Genomic DNA, 13697 nt, shown 5'->3' with positions numbered 1-13697 from the left:
GCGAACACCCTTCACGAGTACGCCGTACCGCGGGCGTCCCGCGTCCACAGCGCCCCGTCACCGGCGGCCGCGCCGTCGGCCGCCAGGGCGCGCTTGAACACCTTGTTGGTGGCGGTCCGGGGCAGCGTGGCGGCGATCCGCACGTAGCGCGGCCAGGCCCGAGGGGAGAGGTCGGGCTGGGCGGCCAGGAACTCCTCGAAGGAAGCCGGCGTCAGCGGGCCGGTCAGCACGAGCGCCGCCATCACCTGGTCACCGACGGACTCGTCGGGTACGGCGTACACGGCCGCCTCGGAGACCGCCGGGTGCCGCAGCAGGATGCGTTCGACGGGCGCGGTGGCGAGGTTCTCGCCGTCGACGCGGAGCCAGTCGGCCGTGCGACCTGCGAAGTAGACGAAGCCGTCGGCGTCGCGGTAGGCGAGATCGCCGGACCAGTACATGCCCCCGCGCATCCGCTCGGCCGCGGCGTCCGCGTCGCGGTAGTAGCCCGCGAACGCCCCCGACCCGAGCGTGTTCACCAGCTCTCCGGTCGCCGCCTCGGCGTTGAGCAGCGCCCCCGACGCGTCGAAGGCGGCATCCGGTGTCTCGGCGTGCGTCACCGGGTCGAGCACCCGCACGCCCGGCACCGGCCGGCCCAGCGAACCCGGCGGCATGCCGGCCACCCGCTGCACGATCACGGCGTTCTCGGTGGAGGAGTAGGAGTCGACGACCACGCAGCCGAAGCGCCGTCCGAAGCCCTCGATGTCCCGCTCGTTGGCCTCGTTGCCGAAGACCAGCCGGAGCGGATTGTCCGCGTCGTCGGTGCGCTCCGGGGTCGCCATCACGTAGGCGAGCGGCTTGCCGACGTAGTTGGCGTACGTCGCGGCGTACCGCCGCACGTCGGGCAGGAAGCCGGACGCCGAGAACCTCCGGGCCAGCGCGACCGTCGCCCCGGAGGCCAGCGCCGGGCCCCAGCCGGCCATGATCGCGTTGGAGTGGAACATCGGCATCGACACGTAGGCGACGTCCGCGGGCGACAGCCCGAACCGCTCGGAGAGGAGCTGCCCGGGGTGCGCCACCTTCGCCTGGGTGACGTTGACCGCCTTCGGGTCGCCGGAGGTGCCCGAGGTGAAGATCAGCATCATCAGGTCATCGGGGCCGACCGCGACGTCGGGCACCGGCGCGCCGGTGTGCTCGGCGAGCAGCGCCGCCCAGTCGGGCGCGTCCACGGGCAGCACCGGCACCTCGGCGTCGGCCAGCAGCTCGGCGTGCGCGGCGTCGGTGACCACGACCTGCACGTCGGCCCGGCGGACGTCGGCGGCGAGCGCCGCGCCGCGCCGGGTGGGGTTGAGCCCGACCACCACGGCGCCGCCGAGGCCCGCGCCGCCGAGCAGGAACGCGAACTCCGGCAAGTTCTCGAGCAGCACCCCGACGTGCGGGGGCCGACCCGGAGGGAGCAGGACGTCGAGGGCGGCCGCCCGCACGCAGGACTCGCGGACCACCTCGGCCCAGGTCCACGACTCGTCCTCGAACAGCAGCCCCGGGGAGTCGTCACCCGCCCGCGCGAGCAGCTGCTCGCGCACCGTGGGCATCACGGATGGGGTGGTTTCGAGGCTCGGCGCTGGCGCGCCTCGCACCTCAACCACCGTGCCCGCTCGGGCCTAGCGGCCCTCGCACCTCAACCACCGGCTCGCCACGGTGGTTGAGGTGCGAAGGCGCTCTGGCGCCTGAGCCTCGAAACCACCACCCCGTCGCTCACACCGGCTCGGCGGCCAGCGTGCGTCCGATGGCCAGGGCCTGCTCGGTGGCGCCGCCGTGCAGGAACTCGAAGCGCTTCGCGCCCGTGAAGTAGCGGTGCGTCTCGCCGTCGAGGTCGATGCCGACGCCGCCGTGCACGTGCACCGCGGTGTGCGCGAGCCGATGGCCGGCGTCGGCGGCCCAGAGCTTCGCGATGGCGACCTCGGTGTCGGCCGGCATGCCCTCGTCGAGCCGCCACGCGGCCTGCCACAGCGTGAGCCGCTGGCCGAGCACGTCGATGTAGCCGTCGGCCAGCCGCTGGGAGACCGCCTGGAAGGTGCCGATCGGCCGCCCGAACTGCTCCCGGGTCTTCGCGTACGCCGCGGTCAGCCGCAGCGCGCCCTCGGTGATGCCGAGCTGCTCCGCGGCGGCACCGAGCACCATCAGCCGGCGCAGCCGGTGTGCCACGGAGCCGTCGGCGGCGCCGAGCAGCCGGTCCGCACCGAGCACGACGCCGTCGAGGTCGAGACGAGCCACCGCGTCGCGGTCGGAGGACGTCTGGGCCACCACCGTCACGCCGGCGTCGCCCGGCTCGACGAGGAACACACCGACGCCCGCCGGCGTCTCGGCCGGCACCAGCACGAGGTCGGCGTACGGCCCGGCGGGCACGACCGCCTTGCTGCCGGTCAGCAGGAAGCCGCCGTCCGCGGTGTCCTGGGGCGTCGCGACCGTGGTCGGTCGCTCGGGCGCCCAGGACCGCTCCTCGGCGAGCGCCGCCGTGACGACGATCGCGCCGGAGGCGGCGCGGGACAGCCAGGCGGCCCGCTGCGCGTCGGAGCCGTGCTCGGCGATCAGCCGCGAGGCGGGGCCGTGCGCGGCCAGCGGCACCGGCGCGACCGTGCGGCCCACCTCGACCAGGACCCGGCACAGCTCGACGAGGCCGAGCCCGGCGCCGTCGTACTCGTCGGGCAGCGCGAGCCCGAGCAGCCCGGCCTCCCCGAGCGCGGCCCAGAGCTCGCGGTCGAAGCGGTCGCCGGCGGCCTCGACGGCCTTGAGCCGCTCGTTCGTGGCGCGGTCGGAGAGGATGTTCGCGGCGAGCTCCGCGGCGTCGTCCTGCTCCGGGGTGAACTGGAAGTCCATGTCAGTCTCTCCTCGTCGAATCCGCTACGAACGCTTCGCCGCGGGCAGGCCCAGGCCGACGTAGCCGATGATGTCGCGCTGGATCTCGTTGGTCCCGCCGCCGAAGGTCATCACCAGCGCGGAGCGGTAGAACCGCTCGAGCCGCCCCTGCAGCACGGCGCCCTCGGAGTCTCCGGTGACGCCGGCGTTGGGGCCGACGATCTCCATCAGCGTGCGGTAGACCTCGGTCGCGAGCTCCGAGCCGTAGATCTTGGTCGCCGATGCCTCGGCGGGGGACAGGTCGACGCCGGCGTCCGCGTCGGCGGCGAGCTTCCAGTTGATCAGCCGCAGCGCCTCCGCGCGGGCGTGCGCCCGGCCGAGCGCGATCTGCACCCACTCGACGTCGATGACACGCCTCTTCCCGGTCCCTGAGGAGCCGAGGGACGAGGCGTCTCGAAGGGTGGTGTCCTGCGCCCAGGTGCGCACCATCTCGATCGAGTGGGTCAGCGGCGCCGCCGAGGTCAGTGCGACCCGCTCGTGGTTGAGCTGGTTGGTCATCAGCGACCAGCCGCCGTTGAGGTCGCCGACCAGGTTGCTCGCCGGCACCCGCACATCCTCGTAGTACGTCGCACTCGTGCTCACGCCCGCGACCGTGTGCACCGGCGTGTAGGAGAAGCCGGGGGAGTCGGCCGGCACCAGGATCATCGACAGGCCCTTGTGGCGGGGCAGGTCGGGATCGGTGCGGCAGGCGAGCCAGATCCAGTCGGCGTACTGGATCAGCGAGGTCCACATCTTCTGGCCGTTGATCACCCACTCGTCGCCCTCGCGGACCGCCCGGGTCTTCAGCGACGCCAGATCGGTGCCGGAGCCGGGCTCGGAGTAGCCGATCGAGAAGTGCAGGTCGCCCGCGAGGATCTTCGGGAGGAAGTGCTCCTTCTGCTCGTCGGTGCCGTAGCGCATGATCGTCGGGCCGACCGTGTTGAGGGTCAGGTAGGGGATCGGCACGCCGGCGACGGCGGCCGCGTCGGTGAAGATCAGCTGGTCGACCATCGAGCGGGCCTGGCCGCCGTACTCCTGCGGCCAGCCGATCCCGAGCCACCCGTCGGACCCGATCCGGCGGATCACGTCCTTGTAGACGCCCGCGTCGCCGAACTCGCCGGTGGCGGACGCGAGCCCCGCGCGCACCTCCGGGGTGACGAGGCCCGCGAAGTACTCCCGCAGCTCCTCGCGGAGCCGCTCCTGCTCGGATGTGAGGGCGATGTGCATGCTGCTCCAACTCTCCTCGAGGTGCCCTGCGGGCGCGGGTGCGACGGCAGGATCTGGGGGGTCCCCTGGAAACGACGACCCGAAAACTATAACCTGTTCTCGTTTTGGTCCACAGGTCTGGAGGCACGCCATGAGCGACACCCGTTACCTCGATCGCGGTACGCCGCCCGAGCGCTTCGCGCGAGGCTGGCACTGCCTGGGTCTGGCCACGGCGTTCGGCGACGGCCGGCCGCACGCCGTCGAGGCGTTCGGCGGCAAGCTCGTCGTCTGGCAGGACAGCAAGGGCGAGATCAACGTGCTCGACGGCTACTGCCGGCACATGGGCGGCGACCTCACCCAGGGCACGGTGAAGGGCGACGAGATCGCCTGCCCGTTCCACGACTGGCGCTGGGGCGGCGACGGGAAGTGCAAGGCGATCCCTTACGCGCGGCGGGTGCCGCTGCGGGCCCGCACCCAGAAGTACCCGGTCGTCGTCCGCAACGGCCAGGTGCTGATCTGGCACGACGTCGAGGGCTCCGCGCCCGACCTCGACATCCTGCCGCCGGTGCTGCCCGGCATCGGCACCGACGAGTACACCGACTGGACCTGGGAGGTCCTCGACGTCCCGACCGCGCACTGCCGCGAGATCATCGACAACGTCGTGGACATGGCGCACTTCTTCTACATCCACTTCGCGTTCCCCACGAACTTCCGCAACGTCTTCGAGGGGCACATGGCGACCCAGTTCATGGAGTCGACCGGCCGCCCCGACGTGGACGGCGCCGGGTACGGCGACGAGGGGCTGATGCTGAAGTCCGAGGCGTCCTACTTCGGGCCGTCGTACATGGTCAACTGGATCCACGTCGACTACAAGGGATTCGAGACCGAGGTCGTGCTGATCAACTGCCACGTGCCCACCTCGGACAACTCCTTCAAGCTGCAGTACGGCGTCTGCGTCAAGAAGCCCGAGGGCGTGGACGACGCGACCGCGGAGTACATCGGCAAGCGCTACTCCGAGACCTTCAAGGAGGGCTTCGAGCAGGACGTCGCCATCTGGTTGAACAAGGCCCCGGTCCAGAACCCCCTCCTGTGCGAGGAGGACGGCCCCGTCTACCAGCTGCGCCGCTGGTACGAGCAGTTCTACGTCGACCGGGCCGACGTGACGGCCGAGATGACCGACCGGTTCGAGTTCGAGGTCGACACCACCAAGGCGAACGAGTTCTGGCAGGAGGAGGTCGCGGAGAACCTCCGCAAGAAGGCCGAGGAGGAGAGCCGACCCGCCGACGAGGCGGCCGCCGCGTCCTCCAGCGCGATGACGAACGGCTGAGGCCATGGCGTCCTTCGTCCCCACCAGCGCCGACACGCTGGAGGACCAGCGGCTCTACACCCGGGCCCGGCTGACCGAGGTCGCCTGCCTCGACTGCCTGGCCACGGTCGGCGTGAAGAAGAACAGCGAGCACCACACGTCGATCCAGTGGACCGCCGAGGCCCGCGCGCACTGCCCCGAGCTGTCTCGCAGGGCGAACGGCCGCGACTCGCACTACGCGTGCCCCCGGATGATCGCCAGCATCGAGGCGGCGGTGCGCGAGGATCGGATCCCCATTGGGGCCGAGGACGGCTACTGAGGACGGCTACTGACCAGATGAGGACACATGTCTGACGAGTCCTTCGAGGTGAAGGTCGTGAGCGTGGTCGAGGAGACCGCGGACGCCCACTCCATCTCGTTCGCGGTCCCGGCCGGCGCCGAGGAGCGGTTCGCCTACAAGCCGGGCCAGTTCCTCACCCTCGCCGTACCTTCGGAGCAGACGGGGGTCGCGGCGCGCTGCTACTCGCTGTCCAGCAGCCCGATCGGCGGCGGCCCGCTCACGATCACGGTGAAGCGGACCGCCGGCGGCTACGCCTCCAACTGGGTCTGCGACCACCTGCACGAGGGCGACAGCATCCGGGTGCTGCCGCCGAGCGGCATCTTCACGCCGGCGTCGCTGTCGGCCGACCTGCTGCTCTTCGCCGCGGGCAGCGGCATCACCCCGGTTATCTCGATCACCCGCACGGCCCTGCAGCAGGGGACCGGCCGGATCGTGCTCTTCTACGCCAACCGCGACGAGCGGTCGGTGATCTTCGCCGACGAGCTCAGCCGGCTCGCCGCGGAGCACCCGGACCGGCTGCAGGTCGTGCACTGGCTGGAGACCGTGCAGGGCCTGCCCGTCCAGGAGCAGCTGAAGGCGTTCGCGCGCGACTACGCGACGTACGACGCGTTCGTCTGCGGCCCGGCGCCGTTCATGAAGATGGTGGTGGCCGCGCTCAAGGAGCTGGAGTTCCCGCGCGAGCGACGGCACCAGGAGAAGTTCATCTCGCTCGGCGGCAATCCGTTCGGGGACCTGCACGACCGCGAGGTCGCCGAGCACGAGATCGAGGACGCCGAGCGCGACGAGGACGACGCGGCGGCCGACGCCGGGGAGCCCGGCCCGGAGGGGCCGGTGCGGCTGGAGGTCGAGCTCGACGGCGAGCAGTACGCCTTCGACGACTGGGCGCCCGGCACCAAGATGCTCGACCACCTCGAGGCGAAGGGCGTCAAGGCGCCGTACTCCTGCCGCGAGGGGGAGTGCTCGGCGTGCGCGGTGCGGCTGCTCGAGGGCGAGGTCACGATGCTGCACAACGACGTGCTCGACGACGAGGACATCGCCGACGGGATCCGGTTGGGCTGTCAGTCGGTGCCGGTCACCGACGTGGTCAAGGTGACCTACCACTGAGGACCGGCCCCGGCCGGTGCGCTCGTAGCACCGATCCCGGGGGCCGGCATCCTCAAGATTGGTGCAAGAAATTCTGGTCTAGTCCTCACCGCTGTTCGGTCCGTCCAGGTATCAGGCTGGCCTCTTCAGGGAAGTTCCTGCTTCAGACGAACTCACTGACATGAGGACCCAGCCATGTATCTCGGACTGTGCTTGTTCGGCGTGGTCGCCGCCGTATGGGCGATCGCCTACGTCACGACGCGACCGGACGCCGCCAGCCGCGGCGCGCGTGACCGCGACCGGCGCGCTGCCCAGCTGCGCACCTGCCCCGACCGCGCCACCATCCTCGACGTCGAGGAGATTCTCCGTGCCCATCCGCTGCCGGACCCGACGGTCGCGCGGGTGCTCGGCACCGCCGCGGAGCGGCGGATCGGCTCGCGGACCCTGTGGTGCTGGGCGGACCGCTTCGGTGCCGACCGGCTGGTGCTCGCGATCGACGCCGACGTCGCCGAACGGCGGCTGCGGCGCCATCTCGACGCCGGGACCGCGCCCGACTGGAACGCCCTGGAGGTCTTCGCGCGGCTCAACCGGGAGGCGCTGCCCGGCGGCCTGCCGCTCCAGGAGATCGTCGACCTCGACGCGGTCCCGCCCGTGGACGAGCTGAGGTTCGACGTCGCCGGCTGGGAGACCCAGCCCCCGGACGCCGCCGTACCCGTGGCGACCGACGCCGACCTGAGCCAGTTCGACAACCTGCCCCCGATCTTCGAGCCCGGCCTGCCGGTCGCCCGGTCGATGCCGCCGCCCGACGGACGGCCGTCCACTCCGCCCCGGGCCGGCGGCGACGACCCCTGGCCGATGGTGGCCTGACCCGCGACCCGGCGCTGAGTGACGCGCCGACTCGGCTACCAGCCGCGCTTGCGCCACTCCGGCAGCGCGGGGCGCTCGGCGCCGAGCGTCGAGTCGTCGCCGTGGCCGGGGTAGAACCAGGTCTCGTCGGGGAGCCGGCCGAAGATCTTGGACTCGACGTCGTCGACGAGGGTCGCGAAGGCCGCGTCGTCGCCGAAGGTGTTGCCCACCCCGCCCGGGAAGAGCGAGTCGCCCGTGAAGAGGTGTGGGTGACCCGCGGGGTCGTCGTAGAGCAGCGCGATGGAGCCCGGCGTGTGCCCGGTGATGCGGATGACCTCGAGCGTGCACGACCCGACCGCGACGGTGTCGCCGTCCTCCACGGGCCAGGTCACCGGGACGCCCGTCTGCGCGGTGATCTCGTCGGCGTCCGGGGCGCCGGCGACGACGGCCGCGCCGGTCGCGGACACGACGTCCGCGAGCGCCCGGTGATGATCCCAGTGCTGGTGGGTGGTGACGACGGCCGCCAGCCCGTCGGCACCGATCAGCGGCAGCAGCGTCTCGGCCGAGTCGGCCGCGTCGATCAGCACCTGCTCGCCGGTGTCGCGGCAGGTCAGCAGGTAGCAGTTGTTCGACATCCGCTCGTCCACCGCCACCTTGGTGATGGTCAGGTGCTCGAGCTCGCGGACGTCGGGGCCGCCCCCGACCCGCACGGTTCCGGTGTACATGCTCACCATGCTCCGATCCGCGGCAGCGCGCCGCCCTCGCTCGTGACTCCGTCGCCCGACCCGCGTCCGAGCAGCCACCACGCGAGGTCCACCGCGCGACCGGTCACCACCCTCCCGCTCGCGCCCCAGGCCCACTCCCGGTCCAGGTCGGTCGCCCGGGCCACCAGCGGCTCGGCCGGACCGCCGCGGGTCAGCGTCGTCTCCAGCACGTGCGCGGCGAACTCGGGCGTCCACGCGGCCCGGTCGTAGCCCGCGCCGAGGTCGGCGTGGTGGATCTCGACCTCGCGCAGCCGCATCCAGGGCACGTCCCCGGCGGTGAACACCCGGCCGCCGGGCACCCGCTCGATCGTGGTGTCCGAGGCGTCCGCCGGCACGGCGGCGATCGCGTCGTGCAGGTCGGTGCACGCCCCGAGCAGCCGCGAGCGCAGCACCGACGGCCCCGTGGCCGCCAGGTTCTCGATGTCGCCGTCCCGGGCCTCGGTGGAGACGTACATCGACACCGGCCTGCCCTCGACGACGCCGGTGAGCGCGGTGGCCAGGCCCTCCGCGTTGAGGGCGAGGTGGGCGAGCACGTGGGCGCGGGTCCAGCCCGGGAGTCCGCTGGGCTCGGCGTACGCCGGGTCGGGGAGCGCGTCGGCGGTGCGCACCATCCGGCGCGTCGCCTCGGGCAGGAGTCTGTCGACGACCGTCTCCGTCGTGAGTTCGGGCATGCGGGTGCTCATGGGCCCATCCTGCCGGACGGCGCGCGCTGCCGGCCGGAGCGCTGTCGGTGGTGCGTGAGATCGTGGGGAACACCGGCGTGCCGGGAGTCGTTCTGCCTTGCTGATGCCGGTTAGGATGGCGAACACCTGTTCGAAGCGAGGGGAATCAGTCAGTGGCGGACCAGCTCATCGTCCGGGGTGCGCGCGAGCACAACCTGAAGGACGTCTCGATCGACCTGCCCCGCGACTCGCTGATCGTGTTCACGGGGCTGTCCGGGTCGGGCAAGTCCTCGCTCGCGTTCGACACGATCTTCGCCGAGGGGCAGCGACGGTACGTCGAGTCGCTGTCGGCGTACGCCCGCCAGTTCCTCGGTCAGATGGACAAGCCCGACGTCGACTTCATCGAGGGCCTCTCGCCGGCGGTCTCGATCGACCAGAAGTCCACGTCCAAGAACCCCCGCTCGACCGTCGGCACCATCACCGAGGTCTACGACTACCTGCGCCTGCTCTTCGCGCGCGCGGGCCGGCCCCACTGCCCGACCTGCGGCGCGCCGATCGAGCGGCAGACCCCGCAGCAGATCGTCGACCGGGTGCTCGCGCTCGAGGAGGGCCGCCGGTTCCAGGTGCTCGCGCCGGTGATCCGCGGCCGCAAGGGGGAGTACGTCGAGCTGTTCAAGCAGCTCCAGACCCAGGGCTTCTCCCGCGCCCGGGTGAACGGCGAGACCTACCCGCTCGACGAGCCACCGAAGCTCGACAAGCAGAAGAAGCACACGATCGAGGTGGTCGTCGATCGGCTCGCGGTCAAGGAGTCGTCGAAGCGGCGGCTCACCGACTCGGTGGAGACCGCGCTCCAGCTGGCCGGCGGCCTGGTGCTCTTCGACTTCGTCGATCTCGACGCTGGGGACCCCGGTCGCGAGCTGCGGTTCAGCGAGAAGATGGCATGCCCCAACGAGCACCCGATCGACACCGACGAGCTCGAGCCCCGCTCGTTCTCGTTCAACTCGCCCTTCGGCGCCTGCCCGGCCTGCCACGGCCTCGGCACCCGGCTCGAGGTCGACCCGGAGCTGGTCGTGCCCGACCCGCAGGCGACCCTCGGTGAGGGCGCGATCCAGCCGTGGAGCCAGGCGCATGTCGCCGACTACTTCCTGCGGCTGATGGGTGCGCTCGGCGAGGAGCTGGGCTTCGACCTCAACACCCCGTGGGCCGACCTGCCGGCCACCGCGCAGAAGGCGATCATCAAGGGCCATCCCACGAAGGTGCACGTGGTCACCCGCAACCGCTACGGGCGGCAGCGGGCCTACTACGCCGAGTTCGAGGGCGTGAGCTCCTACATCGCGCGCCGCCACCACGAGGCCGAGTCCGACGTGAGCCGGGAGCGCTACGAAGGCTTCATGCGCGAGGTGCCGTGCCCGGCCTGCGGCGGCAGCCGGCTCAAGCCGGTGTCGGTGTCGGTGACCCTCGGGGCCTCGCTGCAGGACGGCGGCAAGAACATCGCCGAGGTCTGCGCGATGCCGATCAACGAGACCGCCGACTACCTGCGCGACCTCGACCTGACCGCCCGCGAGCGCCAGATCGGCGAGAGGGTGCTCAAGGAGATCCAGGAGCGCCTCAACTTCCTGCTCGACGTCGGCCTCGACTACCTCTCGCTCGACCGGCCGTCGGGCTCGCTGTCCGGTGGCGAGGCGCAGCGGATCCGGCTGGCGACGCAGATCGGTGCCGGCCTGGTCGGCGTCCTCTACGTCCTCGACGAGCCGTCGATCGGCCTCCACCAGCGCGACAACCACCGGCTGATCGAGACCCTGGTCCGGCTCAAGGACCTCGGCAACACGCTGATCGTCGTCGAGCACGACGAGGACACCATCCGGGTCGCCGACTGGGTCGTCGACATCGGCCCGGGCGCGGGGGAGCACGGCGGTCAGGTCGTGCACAGCGGCGACGTCGCCGGCCTGCTCGCCCACCCCGACTCGATGACCGGGCAGTACCTCTCCGGTCGCCGCGAGATCCCGGTGCCCGCCGTCCGGCGGCCGCGCACCACAGGTCGCGAGCTCAAGGTCCACGGCGCCCGGGAGCACAACCTCAAGAACGTCGATGTGGCGTTCCCGCTGGGGCTGTTCGTGGCCGTCACCGGCGTCTCGGGGTCGGGGAAGTCGACGCTGGTCAACGACATCCTCTACACCTCGCTGGCCAAGCAGATCTACAACGCCCGCGCCGTCCCCGGCCGGCACCAGAAGATCACCGGGCTCGAGCACGTCGACAAGGTGATCCACGTCGACCAGTCGCCGATCGGGCGTACGCCGCGGTCCAACCCGGCGACGTACACCGGCGTCTTCGACCACATCCGCAAGCTCTTCGCCTCCACCCCGGAGGCGAAGATGCGCGGCTACCTCCAGGGCCGGTTCTCGTTCAACGTCAAGGGCGGGCGCTGCGAGGCGTGCTCCGGCGACGGCACGATCAAGATCGAGATGAACTTCCTGCCCGACGTCTACGTCCCGTGCGAGGTCTGCCACGGCGCGCGCTACAACCGCGAGACGCTCGAGGTGCACTACAAGGGCAAGACCATCGCCGAGGTCCTCGACATGCCGATCGAGGAGGCGGCCGAGTTCTTCGCGGCCGTGCCCGCGATCGCCCGGCACATGAAGACGCTGGTCGAGGTGGGCCTCGGCTACGTCCGGCTCGGGCAGCCGGCGACCACGCTCTCCGGCGGCGAGGCGCAGCGGGTCAAGCTGTCCTCCGAGCTGCAGAAGCGGTCCACCGGTCGCACCGTCTACGTGCTGGACGAGCCCACCACCGGCCTGCACTTCGAGGACATCCGCAAGCTGCTGCTGGTGCTGGGCCGGCTGGTCGACCAGGGCAACACGGTGCTGGTGATCGAGCACAACCTCGACGTCATCAAGACCGCCGACTGGCTGGTCGACATGGGGCCCGAGGGTGGTTCGCGCGGCGGCACCGTGGTCGCGGAGGGCACGCCGGAGGCGGTCGCGGCCAACCCGGGCAGCTACACGGGCGAGTTCCTCCGGCCGCTGCTCGACGGTCGGGCGGCCGCGCAGCCCGCGGCGCGGACGGCGAAGAAGACGACCACGAAGAAGGCCGCCAAGAACTCCTCGGTCACGAGCGCGCCGGCCAAGAAGGTGGCCGCCAAGAAGGTGGCCGCCAAGAAGGCCCCGGCGAAGAAGGCCGCGGCCAGGAAGGCGACCACGCGCAAGGCGGGATGATCGGCCATGGTGGTTGAGGTGCGAGCGGAGCGAGCCTCGAAACCACAGGTCAGTCGGCCGCCGCGTAGATCGCCAGCTCCGGGGCGAAGAGCTCCTCCAGCCGGCGGCGCAGCGCCGGGTCGAGCGCGGCCGGTCGCTCCGGCGACTGGTTGAGGCGCGGCAGCTCGAGCCTGGTCCCGACCCGCTCGCCCGCCCAGGCGAGCAGGGCGTCGATGTGGTCGTAGCGCCACAGCCGCTCGACCAGCACGGCGCCGTCGGTGCCGGCGAGCCAGGTCGACGGCCGGGTGAAGCCGCCCTCGCCGGCCAGCACGCGCTCGGCGTACTCGTCGATGGTCGTGCCGGCGGTCGACCGGGGCTGGCCCTCGAGCTCGGGACGTGAGCGGTAGCGCCACCACGAGACGACCAGGTCGACCGGGTGTCGGATCATCGCGACCGTGACGTAGGAGTCGCGCGCGAAGCCGTCCGCGGTCAGCAGGGGCGCGACCTCGTCCTCGAAGCGGAGCGGGCCCAGGTGCTTCTGGTACGGCGGGGTCCGGTACTCGAGGTGCGCGTACGGGCGCAGCGCGCGCTGCACCGAGGTGGAGCCGGTCTTCGACGCCGCGAGGTAGACGAAGCCGTGCTGGGGCGCCGCGAGCATGGCGGCAGTGTAGGTGCGCGACGGGCCGACGCCGACGCGGGGATTCTCATCGGACTCTCATCGGCCGGCCAGCCGGTGCCCATCGACCGGCGGCTAGGGTGAAGATTCAACGATCATCTGCCGAGAGGACGCCCGTGACCGACGGCATCACCCGCCGCCAGACGCTGACCGGAGCCGCCGCGCTCGGGGTCGCGGCGCCACTGCTCGCCGCGTGCGGAGGCGGTGACAGCGGGTCGGCGACCGAGCCTCCGCCCGCCGGCGAGGAGCTCGGTCCGACGAGCGACGTCCCGGTCGGCGGCGGGAAGGTCTTCGCCGAGCAGCGGGTCGTGGTGACCCAGCCGACCGCGGGCGACTTCAAGGCGTTCTCGGCCGTCTGCACCCACCAGTCGTGCCTGGTCTCCCGGATCAGCGCCGACACGATCGACTGCATGTGTCACGGCAGCAAGTTCTCGGCCGAGGACGGCTCGGTCGTCAACGGCCCGGCCCGGACGCCGCTGAGCCCGGTGCGGATCAGCGTCAAGGACGACACCATCACCACCGCCTGACCCGGGTGGTCGGTCGCGGTGGTGGAGGTTGAGGGCCGCCAGGCCCGAGCCGTCACGGTGGTCGAGGTGTGAGGGCCGCCAGGCCCGAGCCGTCACGGTGGTGGAGGTGTGAGGGCCGCCAGGCCCGAGCCGTCACGGTGGTTGAGGTGTGAGGGCCGCCAGGCCCGAGCCTCGAAACCACCCCACCCAGCACACCCGACCGTGGTCCCGGCCGCCTTCACACTC

The 13697-nt window shown here is 71.7% G+C and carries 12 protein-coding genes; 6 read left to right on the top strand and 6 right to left on the bottom strand.

What is annotated here, in order from left to right; all coding sequences use genetic code 11:
* Window positions 1–11: 11 nt before the first annotated feature.
* The 3 genes from KM427_RS14000 to KM427_RS13990 all read right to left on the bottom strand — a co-directional run bounded on the left by KM427_RS14000 (window position 12) and on the right by KM427_RS13990 (window position 4098).
* A complete protein-coding gene (locus KM427_RS14000) occupies window positions 12–1568 on the bottom strand; it encodes an AMP-binding protein (RefSeq protein ID WP_215524255.1) in 1557 nt (518 codons plus the stop codon).
* Window positions 1569–1731: 163 nt separating this feature from the next.
* Complete coding sequence (locus KM427_RS13995; protein ID WP_215524254.1) at window positions 1732–2853, bottom strand: acyl-CoA dehydrogenase family protein; 1122 nt, start codon at window positions 2851–2853, stop codon at window positions 1732–1734.
* 24 nt (window positions 2854–2877) lie between these two features.
* The gene (locus KM427_RS13990) at window positions 2878–4098 is read right to left on the bottom strand and encodes an acyl-CoA dehydrogenase family protein (protein ID WP_215524253.1); all 1221 of its coding nucleotides are present in this window, start codon (window positions 4096–4098) and stop codon (window positions 2878–2880) included.
* A gap of 130 nt (window positions 4099–4228) precedes the next feature.
* Between KM427_RS13990 and KM427_RS13985 the strand changes: the two genes are divergently transcribed.
* From KM427_RS13985 to KM427_RS13970, 4 genes are all read left to right on the top strand, one after another.
* Window positions 4229–5404 (top strand): 3-ketosteroid-9-alpha-monooxygenase, oxygenase component, encoded by a 1176-nt coding sequence (locus tag KM427_RS13985; protein WP_183594508.1) that lies wholly within the window; start codon window positions 4229–4231, stop codon window positions 5402–5404.
* 4 nt (window positions 5405–5408) lie between these two features.
* Entirely contained in the window at window positions 5409–5702 is a 294-nt protein-coding gene (locus tag KM427_RS13980) for a hypothetical protein (RefSeq protein WP_183594510.1), read from the top strand.
* A gap of 27 nt (window positions 5703–5729) precedes the next feature.
* Entirely contained in the window at window positions 5730–6827 is a 1098-nt protein-coding gene (locus KM427_RS13975) for a 2Fe-2S iron-sulfur cluster-binding protein (RefSeq protein WP_215524252.1), read from the top strand.
* A gap of 174 nt (window positions 6828–7001) precedes the next feature.
* Window positions 7002–7673, top strand: coding sequence for a hypothetical protein (locus KM427_RS13970; protein ID WP_215524251.1), 672 nt, complete (start codon window positions 7002–7004; stop codon window positions 7671–7673).
* A 35-nt stretch (window positions 7674–7708) separates the two neighbouring features.
* On the opposite strand, the gene KM427_RS13965 is transcribed toward KM427_RS13970, so the two are convergent.
* Together KM427_RS13965 and KM427_RS13960 are read right to left on the bottom strand one after the other, a co-directional pair.
* The gene (locus KM427_RS13965) at window positions 7709–8377 is read right to left on the bottom strand and encodes an MBL fold metallo-hydrolase (RefSeq protein ID WP_252274482.1); all 669 of its coding nucleotides are present in this window, start codon (window positions 8375–8377) and stop codon (window positions 7709–7711) included.
* A gap of 2 nt (window positions 8378–8379) precedes the next feature.
* Window positions 8380–9099, bottom strand: coding sequence for a maleylpyruvate isomerase N-terminal domain-containing protein (locus KM427_RS13960; protein ID WP_215524249.1), 720 nt, complete (start codon window positions 9097–9099; stop codon window positions 8380–8382).
* Window positions 9100–9251: 152 nt separating this feature from the next.
* On the opposite strand from KM427_RS13960, the gene uvrA reads away from it, so the two are divergent.
* Window positions 9252–12290: an excinuclease ABC subunit UvrA gene (gene uvrA, locus KM427_RS13955; RefSeq protein ID WP_215524248.1), complete on the top strand. Its 3039-nt coding sequence runs from the start codon at window positions 9252–9254 to the stop codon at window positions 12288–12290.
* A 49-nt stretch (window positions 12291–12339) separates the two neighbouring features.
* Here uvrA and KM427_RS13950 read toward each other — a convergent pair whose 3' ends face one another.
* The gene (locus tag KM427_RS13950) at window positions 12340–12927 is read right to left on the bottom strand and encodes a sulfotransferase family protein (protein WP_215524247.1); all 588 of its coding nucleotides are present in this window, start codon (window positions 12925–12927) and stop codon (window positions 12340–12342) included.
* Window positions 12928–13061: 134 nt separating this feature from the next.
* Between KM427_RS13950 and KM427_RS13945 the strand changes: the two genes are divergently transcribed.
* Window positions 13062–13472 carry a Rieske (2Fe-2S) protein gene (locus tag KM427_RS13945; protein WP_215524246.1) on the top strand — a complete coding sequence of 137 codons (411 nt, stop codon included), beginning with the start codon at window positions 13062–13064 and terminating at the stop codon, window positions 13470–13472.
* Window positions 13473–13697 lie beyond the last annotated feature (225 nt).

This window comes from Nocardioides sp. LMS-CY, assembly GCF_018732145.1.
GTDB classification, from domain to species: domain Bacteria; phylum Actinomycetota; class Actinomycetes; order Propionibacteriales; family Nocardioidaceae; genus Nocardioides; species Nocardioides soli.
The sequence above is the reverse complement of the archived record's forward strand: the minus strand, read 5'-3'. Positions and strand labels throughout refer to the sequence as shown.